We start from the raw sequence: 24,442 nt of genomic DNA on the forward strand, positions 1-24,442 counted from the left end.
TGTCAATCCGACTGGCCTATTCTGTAAGCCAAGTGATTTGGTGAGATACGGCAGGGGAGGGCAGGTTTGAGCAATGGCGCAAAGACGCGCATGGAGCGCACCCGCAAACTGATCGTGGCTGCAGCCAGTGATCTCTTTCTCAAGCACGGCTTTCTCGGCACCAACATGGACGAGATCGCCGCGACGGCGGAGGTGTCGAAGCAGACGGTTTATTCCCATTTCCAGAACAAGGAGGCGCTGTTTCTCGAAGTCGTGCGCAGCATGACGGGGGGAGCAGGCGACGAATTCCAGGAGCAGGTGGCCGATCCCGATGGCGACGAGCGGATCGAGGACTTCCTGCTCGACTATGCCACGCAGTTGCTGACGATCGTGATGACGCCGCGGCTGATGCAGGTTCGCCGTCTCGTCATCGCCGAGGTGGAGCGGTTTCCGCAGCTTGGCGAAGCGCTGCACGAGCGCGGGCCGATGCGCTCGATCCGGCGGCTGGCGGTCGCCTTCAGGCGCTATGGCGAGAAGGGCGACATTCGGGTGAAGGACGCCGAGGTCGCCGGCGGGTTCTTCAACTGGCTGGTCATGGGCGGGCCGGTAAATGACGCCATGCTGCTCGGAGACAGCGCCATTCCGACGCCGGAGGTGCTCCGAGCCCATGCGTCGGAGGCGGTGCGGATCTTTCTGGCGGCCCATAGGCCCAGGTGAGTGATGGATGCGGACTGCGCTGAGGCGCGCCGCCTTCACCGCAAGTGGGCGTCCCACCATTTGAGCACGCGCATCGCCTTGAGCGTCACCCACCGCGAAGGGGCATCGACCCCGTCATCGACGTCGAACCACACGCGTCCGGCGGGGCGCCAGTCGAGTGGCCATGCGCCGTTTTCGAGTCGCCTCGAACGCAGATGGCCGATCGCTTCGCTGAGCCGTGGATCAGGTGCCGCACCGCAAAGGAGCGTCGCGGCGCGAAAGTAATCGAGCGCTCGCAGGATGTCGTATCGCCAGCGGCTCGGGTGGCAGAGGCACAGGAAGCGCTTGTCGGCGGCTTCGCCCGTGCTCAGGCGGCGGAAGAGATGGCGCTTGAGCAGATAGTCCTCGCCGGCCCGGCGCGCCACCTTGGACTGTGGCGTGCCACCGGTCGCCCTTTCGAACGCAAGCAAGCCTTCGAGCACGTTGATGGTGGTGGCAAAGGAGGACCGGAGCGAACCGTTTGCCCGTTCGCAGTTCCAGCCGCCATCGGCCTGGGCGTCGCCGACGAGCCTGTCGACGATCCGCGAAACGTCGACGCCGAAATAGGCGCCGTCGGCAACGGTGCGGCCGTTGATGCACTCCTCGACTTCGCCTTGCCAATAGGGCTGGCCGCCTTCGTCCCAGCGCGAATTGGCGCCGATCAGGTCGACGGTTCGTCGGGCCCGATCGGACGAAGGGTCGAGACCGAACTCCCGCAGCTGCGACAGCGAAAAGCACGTTGCCGTCCAGGGCTGGCCGTGCTCGGTCCACTCGTGCGCGTCGAAACCGGCGGGAATGAAGGCGCCTGCCGCCCATTGCCCATCGTCATCCTGATGCGAGAGAAGCCTGGCGCCCCAGCCTTCGGTCTCCACCTTGGCCCGTTCGGCTTTCCATAGAGACTCTGGGGCGTCCAGCAGGTCGCGCATCACCTGCCAGCGAATTGCGGGATCCGATGCGAGAAGCCAGTCAATCACCGGGTCGGTCACGGGCGTGCTCCAGGCTTGTGCCATCGGGTCGATCTGACCCGTTTCGACTGCACAAGCTAGGGCGCGTTCCGGATTGGGGAAGCTAGTCGTTCTTCGAGCCGAACATCTTCTTCAGCATGTCGGCCATTGGGCCGGTTGCCGGCAGCTTCTTCGGCTGGGCGGAATTGCGCGCCTGGCGGATATGTGATTGCGCGCCCTGCTTCTTCGGGCCTTCAGCCTTTTCCGCCTCCGGCTTACCGCCGGTCGCGAGCGCGATCTTGTTCAGAAGCTGGGAATCCTCGCCGCGCACCAGCATGTCGGCATTGTCGGCGATGGCGTCGAGCAGGGGCACCAGCCAGGCCTGGTCGGCCTTGGCGAAATCGCCGAGCACATGGGCATGCACCAGATCCTTGACGCCGGGATGGCCGATGCCAAGCCGCATGCGGCGATAGTCCTTGCCGCAATGGGCGTCGATCGACTTGATGCCGTTATGCCCGCCATGGCCGCCGCCAACCTTGATGCGCGCCTTGGCGGACGGCAGGTCGAGTTCATCATAGATGACGGTGATGTCCTTCGGCTGCAGCTTGTAGAAGCGCATGGCCTCGCCGACCGCTTCGCCGGACAGGTTCATGTAGGTCTGCGGTTTCATCAACAGGACGCGCTCGCCGCCGATGTCGCCCTCGGCGATCTCGGCCTTGAACTTCTTCGACCAGGAGGAAAAGCTGTGCCGGCGGTGAATGACGTCAACCGCCATAAAGCCGATATTGTGCCGGTTGGCGGCGTATTTCGAACCTGGATTGCCAAGCCCTACGATGATCAACATGGTGCTGCGCATTCATGATTTCGGGGTGATGCCATCCAAAAACACCGCACCCCCCGGAAGTCAACGCCTATTTCTCCGCCTGCAGGCTGGCATTGGGCTTGAGCCCATATTGCTTGAAGATCACATCCTGGGTGCCGTTGCCGATCAGCCGGTCGAGTTCGTATTGCATGGCGGCGACGATATCGCGGGGAAAGTCGCGATGGCAGGCGATGCCGTAAAGCTTGCCTTCCAGCACCAGCGCGGCCTCCACCGGTTTGCCTTCGCTGCGCATGCTTTCGAAGGTCTTTTCGGACGTCATCAAAAGATCGACCCGGCCGGCGAGCAGCTTTTTCAGGCTGGAGTCGAGATTGGCCGCATAGTCGATCTTGGGGAAGCGGTGCTCCTTGAGATAGGACGCCGAAAAATCCTCGCGCTGCGTGCCCACGGTATATTGGTGCGCGTCCTCCAGCGATGCCGGCGCGATGGCGGATCCGGCCTGCCGGACCATGACCATGTGGTCGATCAGCAGCGGCTCGACCCACTGGAAGTTTCGGTCGCGCTCGGCGTCGTGGCCGGTGGTGAAAACACAATAGGCGGGATCGGTCTCGGCCAGCATGAAAGCCCGCGCCCAGGGTAGAACCTCGATCGTATAGGGCAGCTTCAGGCGCTCCATGATGAGCTTGACCTGGTCGACGGCCGCACCGCTCGGGCCGGCCCCGGTCGAAAAGTTGTAAGGCGGATACTCCTCGGTGACGAACTTGATCGTCTGAGCCTCGGCCGTCGTTGCAAGACCAAGGAATAATGCTGCGATCAGCGCCTTCACATCTTTTCCTCCTCTTCTGCGTCCGCCTTGCGACGGATCTTTTCTATCCCCGGCCTGTGCCCGACCTTAGGCCCCAAAGCTCTCCCGCGCCCCAGGGAACCAGGTGGGTGAACTCATGCCCGCATGCTGGGTGCGGAAGCCGCTTTTGCCTCGGAGTCGCTTTCGAGCATGGCCAGCATCCGGTCGACCGGCATCGGCCGGCTGAAGAGATAGCCCTGGCCGCAATCGACGCCGAGCTTGCGCAGCAGCTGCCACTGTTCCTTCGTCTCGATGCCCTCGGCAACGACGGTGCAGCCCATCTGGTGCGAGATCGTGCGGATGCCCTTGATCAGCATGCGGCTCTTGCGGCGGATATCGGCGGTGCCGGAGCTCAGCGACCGGGTGAAGGACTGGTCGACCTTGACGATATCGACCGGGAAACGGTTGAGATAGCTCAGCGACGAATAGCCGGTGCCGAAATCGTCGAGCGCGATGCGGCAGCCGAATTCGTTGAGCTGCTTCAGCACCGAGTGAACTTCCGGATTGTCGAGCATCAGCACCGCTTCGGTGATCTCGACGACGATCCGGCTCGGCGAGATATGATGCTTCAGAAGCAGGGCCGCGAGCTTGTGCGGCAGCGTCAGTTCGAACTGCAGCGGTGAGAAGTTGACAGCGAGATAGGTGTTTTGGGTGCCGTCGAGCTCGGAGATCGCTGCCAGATGGCGGATTGCCTTTTCAAGGATCTGGTCGCCGATGCGGGCGATCATGCCGGTTTCTTCGGCGATGCCGATGATCTTGCCGGGCGCCATCAGGCCCTTTTCCGGGTGGTTGAGGCGCATCAGCGCCTCGAAGCCGGCGATCTGCCCATCGGCGAGGCTGACGATCGGTTGCAGCCAGGCTTCGAAGTGATCGTCCTTCAGGCCGGCTTCGATGCACTGCTCGATCTCGTGGCGCTCGCGCGAGGCGTCGAGCATGCCGGCGTCGAACACCTGCAGGCCATTCTTGCCGTCGTGCTTGCGCGCATACATCGCCATGTCCGCCTTCAGCAGCAGGTCGGAGGCGTTTTCGGCATGAGTCGGGTAGACGGCGATGCCGACGCTGGCGCTGACGAAGAGCTCGTTGCCGGCGATCGCCATCGGTTCGTGCAGCGCCGTGACGATGCGCTCGCCGATCTCGGCCGCAAGGTTCCCGGCGTTCGGATCGGAAAGCAGGATGGCGAATTCGTCGCCACCGAGCCGGGCCATGATGTCGCCGGGCGGCAGGGCGGCCTGTATGAGCTCGACCGTCTGGCGCAGCACTTCGTCGCCGGCGGCATGGCCGAAATTGTCGTTGATCCACTTGAAGCGGTCGAGGTCGATGAACAGGCAGCCGAGCTGCATGCCGCATTGGTCGGCCTCGGTGATCGCCTCGTCGAGCGCGGCCTCGAAGCCCTGGCGGTTCAACAGGCCGGTCAGGTGATCGGTGATCGCCTGGGTGTGGTTGCGGCTTTCCGCCTGCTTCAGCGCGGTCACGTCGGTCATGACCGAGAGCGACAGGCTGCTCTCGCCGGTCGCCTTCGTCTCCTGGATCAGCACGGTCATCGCTTCGCCATCCGCCTTGCGGAAGGGAACGGTCACTTCGCGGATGGCGTGATCGGCAACGGCGATCGTCTTGGCGTGGCTGCGATAGGTTTCGTGCCAGTGCGGATCGACGAAATCGATGAAGTCGCGCCCGACGACGTCGTCGCGGCTGTAGCCGGTGGCCAGCAGCCAATAGTCGCTGACGGCGAGCAGGCGCCCGTCGACATCCAGCGAAAACAGCATCGCCGGCGTCAGGTTGTAGATGTCGGTGACGCGCTCATGGGCGTTTTTCAGCTCGGTCTCTTCGCGCTCGAGGCGGTCCTGCATCTCGTTGAAGTTGGCGGCGAGTGCGCCCATTTCATCGTCGGAGGTCCAGTCGACGCGGTGGCGAGACCCGAGCCGGCGCGTAGCCTCGATCGCGGCGGTCAGGCGCATCAGCGGGCGCATCACCGTAAAGCGATTGCCGACGAGCGCAGCGGCAAAGACGATCGCGACCGCAAAAAGCAGGATGGCGAGAATCGCCAGTTCGTCCTTACTGAATTGCGACAGCAGACCCGGCGTCGGGACCCTGACTTCGATGCGTCCGACCTCTTTCATGCCATCGACCGACTGGTAGGAAATGGGCAGGATGAGGACCCGGTCCTTGGTGCTCGGCAACACGCCGCCCAACGGCATCTGCGCGAGGATCGATCCGGATTGGTCGCGGATGGTGACGGAGAGGATGTCGGTGCCGTTTATCAGCGAACGGGCGATGTGCTTGATGGCGTCACTGTCAAAGTCCCAGATGGGCTTGCCGAGCGCCTCGGCGCTCGCGGCCATCAACAGTTCGATATTGTGCAGGCGCTCGCGTGCAATGCGATCGCTGGAGATGCTGAGAAAGAGTGCAAGCAGCGGGGCAATGAAGACGAGCATCGCGCCGCAGACAATCGCAATAAACCGGTTCTCCACGGAGTGCATCATCGCATGCACGCCTCAGAAGCAGCTGCCACCCATCTCATATCAGAATTCTCTTCAGACAAGCCCATTTTCCCCGGCAGAAGAACATCATCAAAATCTTAAATGTTGCTGAAATCGCTTCATGATAATTCGTGGGGCGCGGCATCGATGCGGCCGGGCGCCGGCGGGCAGCCGCCAATGCAAAAAGCCCGCCCCAAACGAATGGGACAGGCTTTCGTTGAAGTGCGGCGGGACCGGCTTTCGCCGGTCGCCCAGAGGCCAATCAGGCTTCTGCTTCGCCTTCGGCTTCTTCCTTCACGCCACCGGCCGGAGCAACGATCGTTGCAATGGTGAAGTCGCGGTCGGTGATAACCGGGGTCGCGCCCTTCGGCAGCTTGATGTTGGAGATGTGGATGGCGTCGCCGACCTTGAGACCGGAGAGGTCAACGGTCAGGAATTCCGGAATGTCGTTAGCCGAAACGTTGAGTTCGACGTCGTGACGAACGATGTTGAGAACGCCGCCAGCCTTGAGGCCCGGGGACTTCTCTTCGTTTTCGAAGTGAACCGGAACTGCAACGGTAACCTGGCTGTCCTTGGAGACGCGCAGGAAGTCGACATGCATCGTGAAGTCACGGACCGGATCCAGCTGGTAGTCCTTCGGCAGGACGCGGATCTTTTCGCCGTTGACGTCGATGGTTGCAACGGTGGTCATGAAACCGCCGGCGTGGATCTTCATCGTCACTTCCTTGGTGGAGAGCGCGATGGAAAGGGGGGCCTGCTTGTCACCGTAGATGACAGCCGGGATAAGACCGTTGCGACGAAGTTCACGGGAGGACCCCTTACCAACCCGTTCGCGCGTCTCGGCCTTGAGCTCGTAGGATGCGTGGCTCATGGATAGACCTTTCTGTGTCTAATGCTGGAGAGTTCGACCGCCATGCGGAAGAACTGAAGCCGCAAGGACTTCATCCGCGTTGCCTCCAAGGGTGTCTACGCGGACGGGCGCTCCATAGACGAGATCCCCCGCAAATGCAAGCTTTGCCGCGGTTTCAGCTCTTTTTACCGGTGAAACGTGCGAGCGCCAGCATGGCACCGCCGGCAATCAGCCCCCAGAAGGCGCCAGAAACACCGCCGAAGCTGACGCCGGACGCGGTCACGAGGAAGGTGATTGCGGCCGCCTCACGGGTCTTCGGGTCCGTAAAGGCGGCCATGGCGGAGCCGGCGAAGGCACCGACGAGGGCAAGGCCCGCCACAGCCTCGATCAGGATCGACGGCGCAAGGCTGACGAAGGTGGTGACGACGCCGGCAAGCAGGCCGAAGAGGATGTAGAAGGCACCGGCATTGATCGCCGACCAGTAGCGCCGGTTGCGATCCGGATGGGAATCGCCGCCGGCGCACATGGCGGCCGTGATTGCAGCCAGATTGACCGCATGGCCGCCGAAGGGGGCGCTCAACATCGAAAAGACGCCGGTCGTCGCAAACAGCGGTCCCGGCTCCGGGTGATAGTCGTTGACCTTCAGCACGGCGATGCCGGGAATGTTCTGCGAGGCCATGGTGACGATGAAGAGCGGCAGGGCGATGCTGATCATGGCCGCGACGTTGAACTGCGGCATCACGAATTCCACGGTCGGTACCAGCGCCGAGGAGAGGGCGGAAAAGGCGCCGGCCGGGATTTCGACGCCGAAGGTGATGACCAGCACGAAGGCGATCAGCGCGGCGGGCACTGCATAGAGCTTGTTGATGCTGCCGACGAGTGCCCAGGCGATGAGAATCGGCAGGCCGAAAAGCGGATTGAAGGCGATCGCCTTGACAGGGGCAAAGCAGAGGCTGAGCAGCACGCCGGCCAGCATCGCATTGGCGAGCGGCGCCGGGATGGAGGAGACCAGGCGGCCGAGCGGTTTCCAGAGGCCGGCGACGATGACGAGCAGGCCGCAGACGAGAAAGGCGCCGACAGCGGCATTAAAGCCACCTTCGACGATGCCGGCGCTCGCAAGCAAGGCGGCGCCCGGCGTCGACCAGGCAATGCTGACCGGCAGCCGCGTCACGGCGCTGATGACGATGGCGCAGAGGCCCATGGAGATCGACAGCGCCATCAGCCCGGAGGCTGCCTGCGCTTCGCTGGCGCCGACGCCGGTCAGCCCGTGCAGCACGACGGCAAAGGAACTGGCGAAGCCGACGAAGGCGATCAGCAGGCCCATGAACAGGCTCTGGAGCGAAAAGTCACGAAGCATGGCGGCAACCGGCTGTTGTGAGGTTGAGTCGCGGCAATTTGATCCTTTCGCGTAGCACATTCGGGCGCTCTGTCGATATCGGCGGCGTGATCCACCGATCAAACTCGTTGACAGGCGCCGGCTCTCGAACCTTCGTCTGGCTGGACCTTCGCGGAAAACGACGGCTATAGTGGCCCCCGTGGATGCGGCCTGCTTGGGAGATCGGCCGTGTCGACATTTCGCCGGACGACGCTTTCAGGGAGGAAGCCGATGGCTGCCGTCAGGGAACATTCGGACTATGTCTACAAGGTTGCGCACCAGCCGTCGGCGGCTGCCAGTTCGCCGATCGCCGCGTCGTGGCGCCGGTGCATGACGCTGCATGGGCTGGCACCCGAGGAGGGGCGTCAGCCGCTCAGACTGTCCGGCATGGAGTTCGAGCTTGCCCGGCAGAGGTCGGCCGAGCTGATCCTGGAAGCGGGCGGTGAACTCGACCGGCTGTTCGCCACCGTCGGCCGGGCCGGCTGCTGCCTGCTTTTGACTGACGACAAGGGCGTGGCGCTGGAACGCCGCGGCGCCGTCGGCGACGATGCCGATTTTCGCGATGTCGGGCTCTGGTCGGGTACGGTCTGGAGCGAGGCAAGCGTCGGCACCAACGGCATCGGCACCGCGATCGCCGACGAGCGCGCCGTCGTCATCCAGCGCGACCAGCATTTCCTCAGCAGCAATATCGGCCTCAGTTGCACCACGGCGCCGATCCGCGACCATCTCGGCCGGTTGGCCGCGGCCATCGATATCTCCACCTGCCGCTCGGACGCCTCCGAAATGACCATGTCGCTCTTGTCGCAGGCGGTGCGCGACGCGGCCGCGCGTATCGAGGCAGGCCTTTTCCGTCGCGCCTTTGCCAGCGCGCGCATCGTGCTGGTCCCGGTCGATCGCGCCGGACCGGCGCTTCTCGCCGTCGACCGCGACGACCTCGTGCTTGGTGCAACGCGTGCAGCCCGGCAATGGCTGGATCTCGACGACAAACGCATTGCCGCCGGAGTTCCGGCCTCTGACCTTCTGCGGGAAGATACGTCGGGTGATGCCGGCGAGCTTCCCGATGCGGAGCGTGCTGCGCTCCGACGGGTGCTCTCGCGCGCCAACGGCAATGTCTCCATGGCGGCCGATCTGCTCGGCATCAGCCGCGCCACGCTTTACCGCAAGATGAAGCGGCTTCAGGTCAACTGACCGCACAACATTCTCGATCTGCTCCTCACCATAGCCCTCTCCCCGCATACGGGGAGAGGGGACGTGCCTTACGGCGGTCTTCGTGCTCGGGTGACTACGTTTGATTGGGACGTGGGGGCTGCCGCTTGCCCCTTCTCCCCGCTCGCGGGGAGAAGGTCCCGGCAGGGGGATGAGGTGCAGCTTCCGATCGTGTCCGTTCCCGTTTGCTGCGTTGCAGCACAGTAGCTGGCGCCTGGCTGTCTCAATTCTGAAACAGATCGCGTCGCGGGCGATCACGCCTCACTATCGAAGACAACCGAACCGCTCCACGCTCCTCCTCACAGCTCCATTGCTGGGTCTCAGGGAGGAATGACCATGCTGCATCAGAAGATCGTCGAAAGCCCGTTCAAACAGAAATACGGCAACTTCATCGGCGGGGAATGGCGCGAGCCGGTGGCCGGCCGCTATTTCGACAATACGACGCCGGTGACCGGCGGTGTGCTTTGCCAAGTGGCGCGCTCGGATGCCGCCGATATCGAGCTGGCGCTCGATGCTGCCCATGCCGTCCGCGAGAAATGGGGCCGCACCTCAGCCGCTGAGCGTTCCAACATCCTGATGAAGATCGCCGGCCGGATGGAGGACAATCTCGAACTGCTGGCGCGGGCCGAGACCTTCGACAACGGCAAGCCGATCCGCGAGACCATGGCCGCCGACATTCCGCTTGCCATCGACCATTTCCGCTACTTCGCCGCCTGCATCCGCGCCCAGGAAGGTTCGATCGGCGAGATTGACCATGACACGGTCGCCTATCACTTCCACGAGCCGCTCGGCGTCGTCGGTCAGATCATCCCCTGGAACTTCCCGATCCTGATGGCCGCCTGGAAGCTGGCGCCGGCACTCGCCGCAGGCAACTGCGTCGTGCTGAAACCGGCCGAGCAGACACCGGCGTCGATCCTCGTCTGGGCGGAGCTGATCGGCGATCTCCTTCCGGCCGGCGTGCTCAACATCGTCAATGGTTTCGGTCTCGAAGCCGGCAAGCCGCTCGCCACCAGCCCGCGCATCGCCAAGATCGCCTTTACCGGCGAGACGACGACCGGGCGGCTGATCATGCAATATGCCAGCCAGAACCTTATTCCGGTGACGCTGGAGCTCGGCGGCAAGTCGCCGAACATCTTCTTCGCCGATGTGCTCGCCGAAGACGACGACTACTTCGACAAGGCGCTCGAAGGCTTTGCCATGTTCGCGCTGAACCAGGGTGAGGTTTGCACCTGCCCGAGCCGCGCACTGGTGCAGGAGAGCATCTATGACCGCTTCATCGAACGGGCGGTAAAACGCGTCGAGGCGATCCGCCAGGGCAATCCGCTCGACAGCGCCACGATGATCGGCGCGCAGGCGTCGAGCGAACAGCTCGAAAAGATCCTCTCCTACATCGATATCGGCAAACAGGAAGGCGCCGAGGTGCTGACCGGCGGCGGCCGCAACGTGCTCGAAGGCGAGCTGTCGGAAGGCTTCTACGTCAAGCCGACCGTTTTCCGCGGGCACAACAAGATGCGCGTGTTCCAGGAGGAGATCTTCGGGCCTGTCGTTTCGGTCACCACCTTCAAGACCGAGGCCGAAGCGCTGGAGATCGCCAACGACACGCTCTATGGCCTCGGGGCCGGTGTGTGGAGCCGCGATGCCAACCGGTGCTACCGCTTCGGCCGGGAGATCCAGGCGGGCCGCGTGTGGACCAATTGCTACCACGCCTATCCGGCCCATGCGGCCTTCGGCGGCTACAAGCAGTCCGGCATCGGTCGCGAGACCCACAAGATGATGCTCGATCACTACCAGCAGACCAAGAACATGCTGGTGAGCTACAGCCCCAAGGCGCTCGGCTTCTTCTGATCGGATCTGCCTTCCCCGCCGCCTGGGGAAGGCGACAGGAGCGGGAGGGAGGGTGTTCTCCTCCTTTCCCTCTCGCTCGATCAACGGCTGAGGCGTGCTCTCCACCCGCGCCTCAGCCGGCTTTTTGCAGAATGCTCTCGAACAGTGAGGCTCGCGAATGTCCACTGAACTCATAGGATCCAGCGGAATCGGCGAGCCCCGCGTGCTTGCAACCGATGCGGCGCTCGGCTTCATCGCCGAAATCCGGCGGGATCACCCCGATATCCTGTTTCACCAGTCCGGTGGCTGCTGCGACGGCTCGTCGCCCATGTGTTATCCGGCCGATGACTACATCGTCGGCGACAATGACGTGAAGCTCGGCGAGATCGGCGGCGTGCCTGTCTATATCAGCGCCAGCCAGTTCGAAGTGTGGAAACACACGCAACTGATCATCGACGTGGTGCCGGGCAGGGGCGGCATGTTTTCGCTCGACAACGGACGGGAGAGACGTTTCCTGACGCGCTCCCGGCTCTTTGGCGGCGGCGAGGCCTGTGCCGTGGTTTTCCGTGGACGGTGAGCTGCGGAACTATGTCCGCTCCCGCATGACTTTTGCCGCCAGGTCCAGAAAGGCCCGCAGTTTTGGCTGTGTCTGGGCCTTGGCGGGGAAATAGATGAAAAGACCTGGCGACGTCGGCAGATAGGCTTCGAGCACCCGTTCGAGGCGGCCGCTCGCAACGGCGTCGCGCACCGAAAGATCCGGCAGATAGGCAAGCCCGGTGCCGGCCTCCGCCATCTCCATGAGCATCTGAAAATCATTGACGGTGAGGGCGCCCGGAGCATCGACCGAGACGTCGCGCCCCTCGCGCTCGAACTCCCAGCGGTAGATCGTGCCGGATCCCGGATAACGATAGCGGACGGCTTCGTGGCGCGTCACGTCCTCGGGTGTCGACGGCCGCCCGTGCTTGACAAAATAGGAGGGCGAACCGACCACGGCCCACGTGATGTCAGGCGTCAGCCGGACGGCAATCATGTCGCGCTCGACCGCTTCGCCGATGCGCATACCGGCATCGAAGCCATGTTCGGTGATGTCGACGGCCGCATCGTCGATGGAGACTTCGACGGAAACGTCCGGATAGGCCTGGCGAAACCGCGGCAGGAGGGGCGTCAGCACCAGCGGGATGGCCATGCGCGGCACGGTCAGCCGGAGATTGCCCATCGGCCGGTCGCGAAAATCGCCGAGCAACTCATAGGCGTCGGCGATCTCGGTGGCGGCGGGACGTACGCGCTTCAGGAAGGCGAGGCCCGCCTCGGTCAGAGCAACGCGCCGGGTGGTGCGCACGAAAAGCTGGAGGCCGAGGCGGGCTTCGAGCGCCCTGATCGTCTGGCTGACGGCATTGGGCGTGACGCCGAGCGTTGCCGCTGCTGCGGTGAAGCTCTTTGCCTCTGCCACCGCCAGAAACTCTCTCAGTCCGTTGAAAGGGTCGTTCGCCATCCGTCGATTATGAAGCAATTCTTCCAATCCTATCAAGAGAGCGGTGGTTTTTCATAGCAATCCACTCGGGCATGATCTGTCCAATTGCAACCTGTCTTTCAGAGGATGGAGATCGACATGCAATATACGACGCTTGGAAATACCGGTCTGGTGGTTTCGCGCCTCGCCTTCGGGGCGATGACGTTTACTGCCGGCGACCGCAGCCTCGGCGCGGTCTACAAGACCGATGCCGAAGCTGCCGGCGCCCTCGTCGGGCAGGCGCTCGATGCCGGCATCAATTTCTTCGACACGGCCGACGCCTATGCCTCCGGCCAATCGGAGCGGATCCTGGGTGCGGCGCTCAAATCACGTCGCGACGAGGTGGTGATCGCCACCAAGGTCGGTTTCCGCACCGGCACGTCGCTCAACCAGGCCGGTCTGTCGCGCCGTCACATTCTCTGGTCGGTTGACGAGAGCCTGAAGCGGCTCGCAACCGACTGGATCGACGCCTATATCGTCCATAAGGAGGATCCGCATACGCCGCTCGAAGAGACGCTTTTAGCGCTCGATGCGGTCGTGCGTTCGGGCAAGGTGCGCTACATCGGCTTTTCGAACTGGTCGGCCTGGAAGGTGGCAGCGGCCCTCGAAATCCAGAAGGCCAACGGACTGGCACCTTTCACCCATGGCCAGATGCACTATTCGCTGCTCGGCCGCGACGTCGAGCGTGACGTCATTCCGATGATGCAGCGCTATGGGTTGGGGCTGACGGTCTGGAGCCCGCTCGCTTCGGGCTTCCTTTCGGGCAAGTACACTCGCGACAATCTCGGCGATCCGGACAACCGCTATTCCGGCTTCGACATTTTGCCCTTCGACAAGGAGCAGGGCTTCAAGCTGGTGGAGCGCATGCGCGGCATCGCCGGCGAACATCGGGCGAGCGTCGCCCAGGTGGCGATCGCCTGGCTGCTTTCGAAGAGGGCGGTGACCAGTGTGCTGCTCGGCGCTTCCAAGCCCCACCAGTTGAAGGACAATCTTGGCGCCGCCGATCTCGCTCTGACGGCGGCGGAGATCTCGGCGCTCGATGCCGAGACCGTGCCGGCGCCTGTCTATCCCAACTGGTTCATCGACAATCTCGTCGACCAGCCGCTGGCCCAGGCGTTCGGGGAGTAACCGCGTCCCGCAACGAAAAACGCCGGCGCGTATGGCGCCGGCGATTTGGAAATTCGGGCGTTCCGGACGACCTCAGTCGAAGAGGCTCGATACCGACTCTTCCTGGCTCGTGCGGCTGATGGCTTCGCCGAGCAGGCCCGCGGTCGAGATGACGCGGATGTTGTGGGCTGACTGGACGGCGGTCGTCGGCTGAATCGAGTCGGTGATGACCAGTTCCTTCAGCATCGACGAGGTAACGCGGGCAACCGCGCCGCCGGAAAGAACGCCATGGGTGATGTAGGCGGTGACGCTCGTCGCGCCGTTCTTCAAAAGCGCCTCGGCCGCGTTGCAGAGCGTGCCGCCGGAATCGACGATGTCGTCGATCAGCAGGCAGTCCTTGCCCTTCACGTCGCCGATGACGTTCATGACTTCGGATTCACCCGGACGGTCGCGGCGCTTGTCGACGATCGCCAGCAGACAGTCGAGACGCTTGGCAAGCGCACGGGCGCGTACCACGCCGCCGACGTCCGGCGAAACGACCATGACGTTCTTCAGGTCGTAGTTTTCCTTGACGTCGCGCGCCAGGATCGGGATCGCATAGAGGTTGTCGGTCGGGATGTCGAAGAAGCCCTGGATCTGGCCGGCATGAAGATCGAGGGTCAGCACGCGGTCGGCGCCGGCTTCGGTGATCAGGTTGGAGACCAGCTTGGCTGAGATCGGCGTGCGCGGACCGGGTTTGCGGTCCTGGCGGGCATAGCCGAAATAGGGAAGCACGGCAGTGATGCGGCGAGCGGAGGAGCGGCGCACCGCGTCGATCATGATGAGCAGTTCCATCAGGTGATCGTTGGTGGGAAACGAGGTCGACTGGATGATGAAGACATCCTCGCCGCGTACGTTTTCGCCGATCTCGACGAAGATTTCCTGATCGGCGAAACGGCGTACCGTCGCTTTGCCGAGAGGCAGGTTGAGATAGTTGCAGATCGCTTCGGCCAGAAGCCGGTTAGAATTACCTGCGAAAACCTTCATTGACGGACCGCCTTGAGCTGGCGCGGTCACCGTCCGGTACTTTTCCGGCAGCGGTGTTTTCCGCGCAGATTCCGAGAGCCATTCCAATCGCGGTCATTCTTTGCGGATGGCCGCCGTTCAGAGCTGATCGGCCGCTTTTTAGCGAGACTGAACTTGAATGCAAGGGGAATGCTGCGCCGCGAAGGCCAATATCCTAAAAACTTTGTGTCAACCGGCTTGAGATTGCCGCCATTCGAGATAGGCGTCGATGGTTTTCGTCGCAATTCCCTGCATGGTTGTATCCGGAACGCCACTCCACAAATCCGTGCCGCCGCCGGGAACCTGATCCTGTCCTTGGATGCGGTGCAGGCGGTTGCCACTGCCGTCGAGCACGTCCCAAACATAAACGACCGTCGTCTTGTCGCCGTCCTTCAGCGCCGAGAAATAGCCTTTGAGGATATGCTCGCTGCTGGCGTCGGCCGAGCCCTTGATCGTCAGGCCGCGGGCGCGAGCGTCGGCACCGAGCTGTTTGGAAAGCGGTGTCACCGCCTGGACCGGAGCGCCGATGATCGGCAGGAAGCGGATCGTGCCGCTCGCGGCTGCACTTGCCTTCGGCAGGGCGGCGACGGTCGGCTGGCTCTGGATTTCTTCGGCCGCGGCCGCCGCCTGCTGAACGGGCGTGTGCTGTATTGGCGCCTGTTCCACCGGTGCCTGGCGGCTCTCGATCGTGTTCTGGACGGGCTCGGAACCGGCGGCAAGCCGGCTTGCCTGTCCCTCGAAGGTGCCGGCCGGATCGGTGTAGGTCGCGTCGCCGGTGGCATAGGCCGTCGGTGTGTTCGACGGAGCCGGCTGAGGCGAATAGGCGGTGGTCTGGCTGACGGGTTCGCGCTGCACCGGCGCCATCGCCGTCTGCGTCGACATGGCGTCGAGGTCGGATTGCGTCACTGGCGGCGAGCGGAAGGTTCCCCCGCCGACGTCAACCTGTGGCGTCAGCATCTCGGTGCTGTTGCAGGCGGCGAGCGCAACGGCGAGGCCAAGAGCTACGATGGGCGTGGTGAGCTTTCGCATGTTCAAACCGTCCGTCCGTTTCTTCGCGGCAGTTTCCTGAAACGTCTCCTGTCGTCTGCCAGTACGAACGCAAGTCTAGGCGGATTTCCCTAAGCAGAAATGAAGTCCAGGCCGTAACGCGACAGCGCGCGCGGCGTGTCTGTCGTGGTGAGGTAGGTCTGGCCAAGCGTCATGGCGGTGCCGCTGTCGGAATCCATAATGATCATGTGCACGAACAGCGACATGTTCGGCTCGATCTCCCGGGGATTGCCGAGGTGGAACATCTGCTGCTCCATCCAGGAGGGGGAGAAGCGGGCGCCGAGCGAATAGCCGCAGGCGTTCAGCCGGTGGCGGGCAAGGCCGCGTTCGTCCATGATCCTGGCGTGCACGTCGAAGACGGTGCCGAAGGTGTTGCCGGGGCGAAGCACCATCTCGATCGCCTGGATGGTTTCGCGGCAGGCGCTGTAGAGTTCGCGATGGCGATTGGTCGGCTCGCCGATGACGACGGTGCGCATCATCGCCGCATGATAGTGAGCACTGACGCCGGCCCATTCCAGCGTAAGCTGGTCCTGGCTGTCCAGCAGGCGCCGTCCGGACTTGTAGCGGCAGAGCAGCGCATCGGCGCCGGAGCCGATGATGAACTCGTTGGCCGGATAGTCGCCGCCGCCGGCAAGGATCGTTCCCTGCATCGCGGCCAGAATGTCGGCCTCGTTGCCGCCAGGACGAATGAGGGGCAGGGCGGCATCGAGCGCGTCGTCGGCAAGGCTTGCGGCCTTTTCGACATGGGCGATTTCCGCCTCGCTCTTGATCAGGCGCAGGCGGCCGACCAGATGCGAGGCGTCGATCAGCTCGCCAAAGGTCTGTAGCTGCCGGTCGATCAGCCGCGCGGCGCGGCCGGTCATGCCGTGGGTGTCGTATTCGATGCCGATGCGGCAGCCGAGCAGGTCGAGTTCGCTCAAGAGGTTCTTGAGATCCATGGTCGGGTCGGCATTGGCCCGGTCGACCCAGATCTCGATACGCTCGATGTTCGATGTATGACGGGCCTGGCGCAGGTCGGCCGAGCGCGTCAAAAGCACCATCGAGCCGTCCTTCTTGACGACCAGCGTCTGGAAGAAGCAGTAGCCGAAGGTGTCGTAGCCGGTCAGCCAGTACATGCTCTCCTGGGCGAAAAGCAGCACCGCGTCCAGCTTCTCCTCGCGCATCTTCTCCGTCAGCCGCTCGAGACGGCTTGCATATTCTTCCTGGGCAAAGTGAAGCGCCATGTCAGGTCCCTCGTATGCAAATGGCGGAAATCTGTCGGCCGTAGTCCGGTTCCTGCCTGTGGGTCGTGCGCCGATAGGAGAAGAAACGCTCCTCGTCGGCATAGGTGCAGATGTCGAGATTCTCGGCGGCAACGCCCGCTTCGACCAGCCGTTTGATCGTCAGCCCTGGCAGGTCGAACATGGCATGGCCGTCGCGCTCCGAAGGCCGGAAGAAAGTGGCGTAGCTTTCGTTCGCCGCGACGAAGCGTTCTACGAACTCGGAGCCGACCTCATAGTTCCGACGGCTGATCGACGGGCCGAGGCAGGCGACGATGCGCTCGCGCTGCGCGCCGAGCGAAACCATCGTGTCGATGGTGCTTTCGAGCACGCCGCCGAGCGCGCCCTTCCAGCCGGCATGCGCGGCACCGATGACGTTGGCTTCGGCATCGGCAAAGAGGATGGGGCCGCAATCGGCCGAGAGCACGCCGAGCACGATGCCCGGCGTTGCCGTCACCAGCGCATCGGCCTCGGGGCGGGCGCCGTCGTAGCTTTCGTCGACCACCACGGCGTCTGGGGAATGGACCTGGTGCACGGTCGCCAGGCGCTCTGGCGAGGCGCCGAACCAGCGGGCGACGCGGGCGCGGTTCTCGTTGACATGGGTACGCTCGTCCTTGGAGCCAAGCCCGACATTGAGGCCGCGATAGATCCCTTCGGAAACGCCGCCTGTTCGGGTGAAATAGCCATGGGCGATTGCCGGTCCGGCCTTCTCGCTGAAAAGCGAGCTTTGCACAGGAGAGAGCGCGGCGTCATGCTGCATTGGTATATTCGCCTTTGCTTTATCAGGAAAATCAATGGGTTTGGGCGCGCGCTCCGGCCCGGCGACTGGCTCTTGATTTGCCGGCGCGATGTTGACCCGCGACGGCAGGGCTGTCAATTCCCGAACGGCAGGGGTGCCGTCGGGTGGAGGTTCAAGCCTTCGGTTTGCGGAACGGCGAGAGCGGCACCGGCGGGCTGCTGACGGCCAGGACCTTGAACAGTTCGCCCATCTTTCCGGCGCCTGCGCCGGCAAGCCTCTCGACGTCCTGGCGGATGGTTTCCTGCGTCAGCGCATCCTTGTCGCGGCCAAGGGCCGCGGCGCGTTCCAGAAGACCGAGGCCGACCAAAAAATCGCCCTGGTGGGCAAGACCGTTGATCTGCACATCGTCCGTCTTGGCGCGGCGGGCGAGTTGCTCGAAATCGACGTGGCTGGTGAGATCGGCGCGGCCGGGGCTGGCGAGCGGCGGATCGTATTCGTGATCGCGCACGGCCTGCAGCGTATCGCCATAGCCGGTAGCCATATGGCCATAGTCGATGATCACGGCGGTGCCGCCGCTGATCTTCAACCGTTCGCAGAGGGCCGACATGACAGCGTCGCGGGCGGGAGCAATCTCGAAGATCGTGCCTTCGGCAACACCCTGCGCCGGCGTCGGAAGAAGCTCGGGATCGATGCCGGCAACGCCGGCGGCAAAGGTCAGTTCGTCCGTGGCATCAAGCCCGACCATGCGCTCGCGGAAGCCTTGCGCCGTGCGCACGAACTGCCGGATCGGAATGGCGTCGAAAAGCTCGTTGGCGGCAAGCAGCAGGAAGCCTTCCGGCAGGGTCTCGAAGCTCGTGTGCCATTCGACCTTGTGACCATGGGCGGCGAGCGTTTCCGACTGCACCTTACGCAGCCGTTCGCTGGTTTCGACGAGATGCACGCCGGCGGAAGCATAGAGATCAGGTGCCAGGCGGCGCACGACGCGCAGCATGTCGGCCATCATCGTGCCGCGGCCGGGGCCGATTTCAGCAATCACGGCGCCCTCAGGCTTGCCGTGCTGCTGCCAGGCATGGACGAGGAAGATGCCGATCATCTCGCCGAAGAGCTGGCTGATCTCCGGCGCCGTGGTGAAGTCGCCTTCCTTGCCGAAGGGCTCGTGCACACGGTAGTAGCCGTGCTCCGGATCCGCCAGGCAAAGCGAGAAATAATCGGTGACGCTGATCGGCCCGTGGGTCTTGATCAGCGCCTTGATCTTGTCCGCAAGTGGTGTCGTCATGCCTTCGTCCAATTCGCGGGGCGGCGGCCGGAATAGCCGCGCGCCCTTGCCCCATCCGCTCTCAGGTGGCTGCGCGCCGCGCCCGGGCAATGGCCCAGATGCCGGCGAGCGCCATTGGCAGCGACAAAAGCATGCCCATGGTCAGCCAGCCACCGACAAGATAGCCGATCTGCGCGTCCGGTTCGCGGAAGAATTCGACGAAAATGCGGCTCAGGGCATAGCCGAGCACGAAGATGCCGGTGACGAGCCCCGGGGATTTCAACGCGTGACGACGATAGATGAACCAGGCGAGGACGGAGAGCAGGACGATACCTTCAAGGGCGGCCTCGTAGAGCTGGCTCGGGTGGCGGGCGAACGGACCGCCGGTCGGGAATACGATCGCCCAGGGCATCGACGAGAGGCGGCCCCAGAGTTCGCCGTTGATGAAGTTGGCGATACGACCGAAGAACAGGCCGATCGGGACGACGGCGGCGACAATGTCGAACAGGCTCCAGATGGCGATCTTGTTCTTGCGCGCAAACAGGATCATGGCGAGTGTCGTGCCGAGGAAGCCGCCGTGGAACGACATGCCGCCGTTCCAGATTTCCAGCGCGCGGATCGGATTGGCGAGCACTGAGCCGAGATCGTAGAAGAGAATGTAGCCGATGCGGCCGCCGAGCACGATGCCGCCGGCGGCCCACAGCAGGAAGTCGTCGAGCTGCTGCAGCGTGATGGCCGGCTTGTCGTCCCGCCAGAGCGAGGCGTTCATCGCCAGGCGCCGGGCGTAGAACCAGCCGAGCAGAATGCCCGCCACATAGGCGAGCCCGTACCAGTGGATGGCCAGCGGGCCGATCTGGACGATAACGGGGTCGATTTCGGGGAAGGGGAGGATGGCGAGGCGGGTCGCTAATGTTTCCAATTTATTGTTCTCGTGCCGGGCCGGTTGTTTCGGCGGACCATGGCGAGCGATTTCACCTCGGTCAAGGGCGGCAATGCGCGCCCCGGACACAGGGTCGTGAAGGGAGCCGTGATGGCGCGCGTGATTTTTCTTGCATCGCGCGGCCGGTGACCCTACCTGAAACCCATGGACCGCATCGCGCCTTTAGAGGCGATGGCTGATATGGAGATCGCGACGATGAGCACAGGCACCAACCGCATCCTGGATGACTTTGCCAAGCTGATGACCGATGCTGCCGGCGCCGCTCAAGGCGTGCGCCGCGAGGTTGAAACGGCCTTCCGGGCGCAGGCGGAGCGGGCGCTGAATTCGCTCGACGTCGTCAAGCGCGAAGAGTTCGAAATGGTCAAGGAAATGGCCATCAAGGCGCGCGAGGAAAACGATGCGCTTCTGGCCCGTATTGAGGCTCTCGAAGCGCGTCTCGTCGATACGGGCAAGTAACGCGATTCCCTTGAAATAACGGCATTTCAGCGTTTTTACTTCGCCCGCGGACCTCATCTGCGGGCGTTTTGCTGTGGTTCAGCCGCATAGGTCTGAAACGGCATGATGGGTGGTTAATAAAACCTGAAAAGTTTTCCACCTGTGGACACTGCCAAAAAACCCTTATGGCAGAGTCAGTTAAGCTCAACCGCTTCATTCACATGACAACGTGGACGCGATTGTTCACGGCTATTTTTGGGCCGAGGGGCTGGCAGCCTGACTCCGCCATTATACACTGATTTTAAATGATGATTCGAAACGAACCACGTAAGCTCCGGGCAGGGTAAGTCAGCCAGGATGGATGTGAGTTCAGCAATCATACGTGTTTGTAATCGGTGTTGGGTTTGCGGCGTTGCGTCTTGTGAGCGTGATGACGCATGCCCGTGCCACACCTATGCAGGGTGATGCATGAGCCTTTTGGAAATGGAAGTCGAGCGCCAATCCAACCCGGTCGATACGATCGAGTTCGTGGCTGCCAATAACGACTGGTCGTTCGAACGATCCGGCGAAGACGAAATCGCCATGACGGTCGAAGGCAAGTGGGCGGACTACCACGTTTCCTTCTCCTGGATGGAGGAATTCGAGGCGCTGCACCTGGCCTGTGCCTTCGACATCAAGGTGTCGGAAAGCCGGGTCAACGAAGTCATCCGTCTGCTCTCCCATATCAATGGGCAGGTTTTGATGGGCCACTTCGATCTGTGGCGCCAGGAGGAAGTGGTGATCTTCCGCCAGTCGCTGCTGCTTGCCGGCGGCGCCGAGCCCACCAACCAGCAGGTCGAAGTTCTGCTTTCGAGCGCACTCGACGCTTGCGAATCCTATTATCAGGCGTTTCAATTCGTCGTCTGGTCCGGCATGGACGCGCAGCGCGCCGTCGATGCCGTCCTGTTCGAAACGGTTGGAGAAGCCTGATCATGACGAACGCCGCTTCCGGTCCCATCGTGCTCGTCGGCGCCGGCAATATGGGCGGCGCCATGCTTTCGGGCTGGCTGAAGAGCGGCGTTAAAGGCGCAGACGTTCTCGTCGTCGATCCCGGCCCGCCGCCGGCCATGGCGCAGCTGATCTCCGACAACGGCGTGACGCATGCGACCTCGGTACCGTTGGGTGTCCAGGCGGGTGTGATCTTCCTTGCGGTCAAGCCGCAGGTGATGGACGCCGTCTTGCCGCCGCTGAAATCTCTCGTCGGCCCGGATACCGTCATCGTTTCGGTTGCTGCCGGCAAGACGCTTTCCTTCATCGAAGCCCATCTCGGTGCCGCGGCGACCGTGCGCGCCATGCCGAATACCCCGGCCATGATCGGCCGCGGTGTCACCGGCGCCTTTGCCAATGCCCGCGTCAGCGATCAGCAGCGCGCTCACGTTCATGATCTCCTGAAGGTCAGCGGTCCGGTCGAATGGGTCCGCACCGAAGCCGAGATCGATGCCGTCACCGCCGTTTCGGGCAGCGGTCCGGCCTATGTCTTCTACCTCGTCGAATGCATGGCCGAGGCGGGCCGCAAGGCCGGCCTTGAGGCGGACCTCGCCATGCGGCTCGCGCGGGAAACCGTCGCTGGGGCTGGCGAACTTTTGCACCAGTCGCCTGACGAAGCCGCGCGGCTGCGCCAGAACGTGACCTCGCCCGGCGGCACGACGGCTGCGGCACTGTCCGTGCTGATGGCCGACGACGGCATGCAGCCGCTGTTTGACAAGGCGATCGCTGCGGCGCGCAAGCGCGCGGAAGAACTCGCAGGCTGAATATTGAATGCGGCTGGCCCCATGTTGGGCCGGCATGGCGCCTGGCCTAAGGGTTTCGCGCCGGGGAAGCGCCGGCGCAGGCCCCATGATCGCGGCTTGGCTGGCGATTGACGAGACTTCTCCAGATTGTGCCGATCACGCGGCGGCAGAGGTTGCCGATCGCAATGCTGCGTTGACGCCGAGCCCAGGAATGCAGCTCATAACTCATCGGCAGACTGCTGCTCGGCTGCTTGCCCATTTCCGTTACCCCTCAAGCTTCGCTGTCTGAGTTCCGGTCCAAGCTACAGCCTGTCGCTCGCGGCGATAATCCATGTTAAATTCCGTTTATCTGTGACGAAATGGAATAGATGGATGGATCGACAGGAAGCCATGACGGTGTTTCTCGCTGTCGTCGAGGAGGGAGATTTCTCGGCGGCGGCGCGGCGGTTGCGCATGACGCCATCGGCGGTCAGCAAGATCGTCGGCCGGCTGGAGGCGCGCCTTGGCGTACGCCTGCTGCAGCGTTCGACGCGCAGCATCAGCCTGACGAGCGAAGGCAGCGCCTATGCGGAATCGAGCCGCCGCATCCTCGGCGACATGGAAGATGCGGAGGTTGCGATCCAACCGGGGGCGGTGCCGCGCGGGCGGTTGCGGGTGAGCCTGCCCAGCGCCTTCGGTCATCGCCTGATCGTGCCCATGCTGCCTGATTTCATCGAACGGTTTCCGGAGATCGACCTGGAACTCGATTTCAGCGACGCGGTCGTCGACCTCATGAACGGTGAGGCGGATGTTGCGCTGCGGGTCGCGGAACAGAGCGACAGCACGCTGGTGACGCGGCGGCTCGCACCAAACCGTCGCGTCATCTGCGCCGCACCCGCCTATCTCGAGCGGCACGGCGCGCCGCAAACGCCTGACGACCTGCAGCGGCATGTCTGCCTTGCCATCACCGCCCGCGGCCGTCTCAACGTTTGGGAATTTCAGGATGGCAACGGCCGGCGTGCGATCCGTGTTCGTGGCTCCGTCGAAGCCAACAGCACCGAAGCGCTCCGACGGCTTGCGCTCGCAGGCATCGGCATCGTGCGCCTTTCCGAACTGCTCGTGGGCGGAGATATCAAGGCGGGATTGCTCGTGCCGCTTCTGACCGGCAGCAACTATGCCGAGGCAGAGCCGATCACGGTCGTCTATCCGCACCGGCGATTCTTGCCGCCACGCGTGCGTGTTTTCATCGATTTCCTTGCCGAGCAGTTCGCGCGTCGCCCATGGGAGGAGGCCAGATTTCGCGGGGAGCCCGCCGAGGCCGCCGTGCTTCCGAAATCTCGCCCGATGCTTTAATCCACCTCCTCGGATAAGATTTCACATAGGGAATGACGATGGCTGAAACTATTGAATTTGCTGATTTCGAGCGCGTGGACATTCGCGTGGGCACCATCGTCGAGGCCGAACCGTTTCCGGAAGCGCGCAAGCCGGCCATCAAGCTGAAAATCGATTTCGGCCCGGAAATCGGCATAAAAAAGTCATCAGCGCAAATCACGGTGCATTATCGTCCGGAGGATCTCGTCGGGCGGCAGGTGCTGGGCGTTGTCAATTTTCCGCCGCGCCAGATCGGGCCTGTGCGCTCTGAAGTGCTGACGCTGGGCTTTGCAGACGAGGCCGGTGCGATCGTGCTGGCTGCCGCCGAACGGCCGGTCCCCAACGGCAAGAAATTGATGTGATCCCCATGAACATTGCTTTCGAAGTGATCCCCGAGCGCGTCAAGGTGTCCTGCCTTTGGCGCGCCGCCGATGCCGCGCGCGACTGGCGCGCAAGTCATGTGCTGTCGCTGCTCGATCCCGAATTGCCGGATGCCAACGTGCCCGTGATTGCGGACGCCAGCCACCGGGTCGTGCGCATGCGCGACCAGGAAAACCCGACCGCCACCCAGCATTTCCCGGATCTGGTGCTCGAAGTTTTCGAGGCGATGCGCCCGGCGGCCGAGCATGCTGAGAGCCGCATTCTCGTGCATTGCCATGCCGGCGTCAGCCGCTCGACGGCCTTTGCCTATGGTCTGATTGCGCATCAGCTTGGCGCGGGGCGAGAGGACGAAGCCTTCCGGGCGCTCTTGGCGATCACCCGCAAGCCCTGGCCGAACCGTCGCATCATCGAAATCCTCGATGCCGCCCTTGGCCGCGGCGGCCGGCTGCTCGCGCCGCTCGATGTCATGCGCGCCCGTCATCCGCGCCGTATCGACGCCTGGCACCGTTTCAACGAACGACGCGGCCTGACGTCGATCTACCAGCGCTGACA

The 24,442-nt window shown here is 63.3% G+C and carries 24 protein-coding genes; 11 read left to right on the plus strand and 13 right to left on the minus strand.

Features of this window, described 5'->3' with window-relative positions:
• Positions 1-66: 66 nt before the first annotated feature.
• Positions 67-696 (plus strand): TetR/AcrR family transcriptional regulator, encoded by a 630-nt coding sequence (locus tag OVA00_RS24640; protein WP_268089769.1) that lies wholly within the window; start codon positions 67-69, stop codon positions 694-696.
• Positions 697-731: 35 nt separating this feature from the next.
• On the opposite strand, the gene OVA00_RS24645 is transcribed toward OVA00_RS24640, so the two are convergent.
• The 6 genes from OVA00_RS24645 to OVA00_RS24670 form a co-directional block, all read right to left on the minus strand.
• Complete coding sequence (locus OVA00_RS24645; protein ID WP_268089770.1) at positions 732-1,724, minus strand: squalene cyclase; 993 nt, start codon at positions 1,722-1,724, stop codon at positions 732-734.
• A 58-nt stretch (positions 1,725-1,782) separates the two neighbouring features.
• Complete coding sequence (gene pth / locus OVA00_RS24650) at positions 1,783-2,502, minus strand: aminoacyl-tRNA hydrolase (protein ID WP_034789041.1); 720 nt, start codon at positions 2,500-2,502, stop codon at positions 1,783-1,785.
• 67 nt (positions 2,503-2,569) lie between these two features.
• Positions 2,570-3,304, minus strand: coding sequence for a substrate-binding periplasmic protein (locus tag OVA00_RS24655; RefSeq protein ID WP_034788770.1), 735 nt, complete (start codon positions 3,302-3,304; stop codon positions 2,570-2,572).
• Between the two features lie 113 nt (positions 3,305-3,417).
• Positions 3,418-5,802, minus strand: a complete 2,385-nt coding sequence (locus OVA00_RS24660; protein WP_089045004.1) for a putative bifunctional diguanylate cyclase/phosphodiesterase — start codon at positions 5,800-5,802, stop codon at positions 3,418-3,420.
• A gap of 259 nt (positions 5,803-6,061) precedes the next feature.
• Complete coding sequence (locus OVA00_RS24665; RefSeq protein WP_034788765.1) at positions 6,062-6,670, minus strand: 50S ribosomal protein L25/general stress protein Ctc; 609 nt, start codon at positions 6,668-6,670, stop codon at positions 6,062-6,064.
• A 154-nt stretch (positions 6,671-6,824) separates the two neighbouring features.
• The gene (locus OVA00_RS24670) at positions 6,825-8,006 is read right to left on the minus strand and encodes a benzoate/H(+) symporter BenE family transporter (protein ID WP_268089771.1); all 1,182 of its coding nucleotides are present in this window, start codon (positions 8,004-8,006) and stop codon (positions 6,825-6,827) included.
• Between the two features lie 249 nt (positions 8,007-8,255).
• Between OVA00_RS24670 and OVA00_RS24675 the strand changes: the two genes are divergently transcribed.
• The 3 genes from OVA00_RS24675 to OVA00_RS24685 all read left to right on the plus strand — a co-directional run bounded on the left by OVA00_RS24675 (position 8,256) and on the right by OVA00_RS24685 (position 11,631).
• Positions 8,256-9,212: a helix-turn-helix domain-containing protein gene (locus OVA00_RS24675; RefSeq protein ID WP_034788760.1), complete on the plus strand. Its 957-nt coding sequence runs from the start codon at positions 8,256-8,258 to the stop codon at positions 9,210-9,212.
• 354 nt (positions 9,213-9,566) lie between these two features.
• Entirely contained in the window at positions 9,567-11,075 is a 1,509-nt protein-coding gene (gene adh / locus OVA00_RS24680; RefSeq protein ID WP_090298472.1) for an aldehyde dehydrogenase, read from the plus strand.
• Positions 11,076-11,232: 157 nt separating this feature from the next.
• Entirely contained in the window at positions 11,233-11,631 is a 399-nt protein-coding gene (locus OVA00_RS24685) for a DUF779 domain-containing protein (RefSeq protein WP_060581759.1), read from the plus strand.
• Between the two features lie 9 nt (positions 11,632-11,640).
• Here the strand turns inward: OVA00_RS24685 and OVA00_RS24690 are convergent, their stop codons facing one another.
• Entirely contained in the window at positions 11,641-12,546 is a 906-nt protein-coding gene (locus OVA00_RS24690; protein WP_060518714.1) for a LysR family transcriptional regulator, read from the minus strand.
• A 117-nt stretch (positions 12,547-12,663) separates the two neighbouring features.
• Between OVA00_RS24690 and OVA00_RS24695 the strand changes: the two genes are divergently transcribed.
• Positions 12,664-13,692, plus strand: coding sequence for an aldo/keto reductase (locus OVA00_RS24695; RefSeq protein ID WP_268089772.1), 1,029 nt, complete (start codon positions 12,664-12,666; stop codon positions 13,690-13,692).
• Between the two features lie 72 nt (positions 13,693-13,764).
• Here the strand turns inward: OVA00_RS24695 and OVA00_RS24700 are convergent, their stop codons facing one another.
• The 6 genes from OVA00_RS24700 to lgt form a co-directional block, all read right to left on the minus strand.
• Positions 13,765-14,697 carry a ribose-phosphate pyrophosphokinase gene (locus tag OVA00_RS24700; protein WP_034788749.1) on the minus strand — a complete coding sequence of 311 codons (933 nt, stop codon included), beginning with the start codon at positions 14,695-14,697 and terminating at the stop codon, positions 13,765-13,767.
• 207 nt (positions 14,698-14,904) lie between these two features.
• Positions 14,905-15,744, minus strand: a complete 840-nt coding sequence (locus OVA00_RS24705) for a hypothetical protein (RefSeq protein WP_268089773.1) — start codon at positions 15,742-15,744, stop codon at positions 14,905-14,907.
• A gap of 89 nt (positions 15,745-15,833) precedes the next feature.
• Positions 15,834-16,985, minus strand: a complete 1,152-nt coding sequence (locus OVA00_RS24710) for a M24 family metallopeptidase (protein ID WP_268089774.1) — start codon at positions 16,983-16,985, stop codon at positions 15,834-15,836.
• A gap of 1 nt (position 16,986) precedes the next feature.
• A complete protein-coding gene (pgeF, locus tag OVA00_RS24715; RefSeq protein ID WP_034788741.1) occupies positions 16,987-17,781 on the minus strand; it encodes a peptidoglycan editing factor PgeF in 795 nt (264 codons plus the stop codon).
• Between the two features lie 151 nt (positions 17,782-17,932).
• Complete coding sequence (locus tag OVA00_RS24720; RefSeq protein ID WP_034789036.1) at positions 17,933-19,036, minus strand: class I SAM-dependent methyltransferase; 1,104 nt, start codon at positions 19,034-19,036, stop codon at positions 17,933-17,935.
• A gap of 61 nt (positions 19,037-19,097) precedes the next feature.
• Positions 19,098-19,934 carry a prolipoprotein diacylglyceryl transferase gene (lgt, locus tag OVA00_RS24725; RefSeq protein WP_034788738.1) on the minus strand — a complete coding sequence of 279 codons (837 nt, stop codon included), beginning with the start codon at positions 19,932-19,934 and terminating at the stop codon, positions 19,098-19,100.
• A 216-nt stretch (positions 19,935-20,150) separates the two neighbouring features.
• Between lgt and OVA00_RS24730 the strand changes: the two genes are divergently transcribed.
• From OVA00_RS24730 to OVA00_RS24755, 6 genes are all read left to right on the plus strand, one after another.
• Positions 20,151-20,411, plus strand: a complete 261-nt coding sequence (locus tag OVA00_RS24730; protein ID WP_034789034.1) for an accessory factor UbiK family protein — start codon at positions 20,151-20,153, stop codon at positions 20,409-20,411.
• Between the two features lie 447 nt (positions 20,412-20,858).
• The gene (locus OVA00_RS24735) at positions 20,859-21,359 is read left to right on the plus strand and encodes a YbjN domain-containing protein (RefSeq protein WP_268089775.1); all 501 of its coding nucleotides are present in this window, start codon (positions 20,859-20,861) and stop codon (positions 21,357-21,359) included.
• Positions 21,360-21,361: 2 nt separating this feature from the next.
• Positions 21,362-22,180: a pyrroline-5-carboxylate reductase gene (gene proC / locus OVA00_RS24740; protein WP_034788732.1), complete on the plus strand. Its 819-nt coding sequence runs from the start codon at positions 21,362-21,364 to the stop codon at positions 22,178-22,180.
• 351 nt (positions 22,181-22,531) lie between these two features.
• Entirely contained in the window at positions 22,532-23,491 is a 960-nt protein-coding gene (locus OVA00_RS24745) for a LysR family transcriptional regulator (protein WP_268089776.1), read from the plus strand.
• 38 nt (positions 23,492-23,529) lie between these two features.
• Positions 23,530-23,871, plus strand: a complete 342-nt coding sequence (locus OVA00_RS24750; protein ID WP_268089777.1) for a tRNA-binding protein — start codon at positions 23,530-23,532, stop codon at positions 23,869-23,871.
• 5 nt (positions 23,872-23,876) lie between these two features.
• Positions 23,877-24,440, plus strand: coding sequence for a protein-tyrosine phosphatase family protein (locus tag OVA00_RS24755; protein WP_034788722.1), 564 nt, complete (start codon positions 23,877-23,879; stop codon positions 24,438-24,440).
• Positions 24,441-24,442: the final 2 nt, after the last annotated feature.

The sequence above is a fragment of the Ensifer sp. SL37 genome, from assembly GCF_026672675.1.
Taxonomy (GTDB): domain Bacteria; phylum Pseudomonadota; class Alphaproteobacteria; order Rhizobiales; family Rhizobiaceae; genus Ensifer; species Ensifer adhaerens.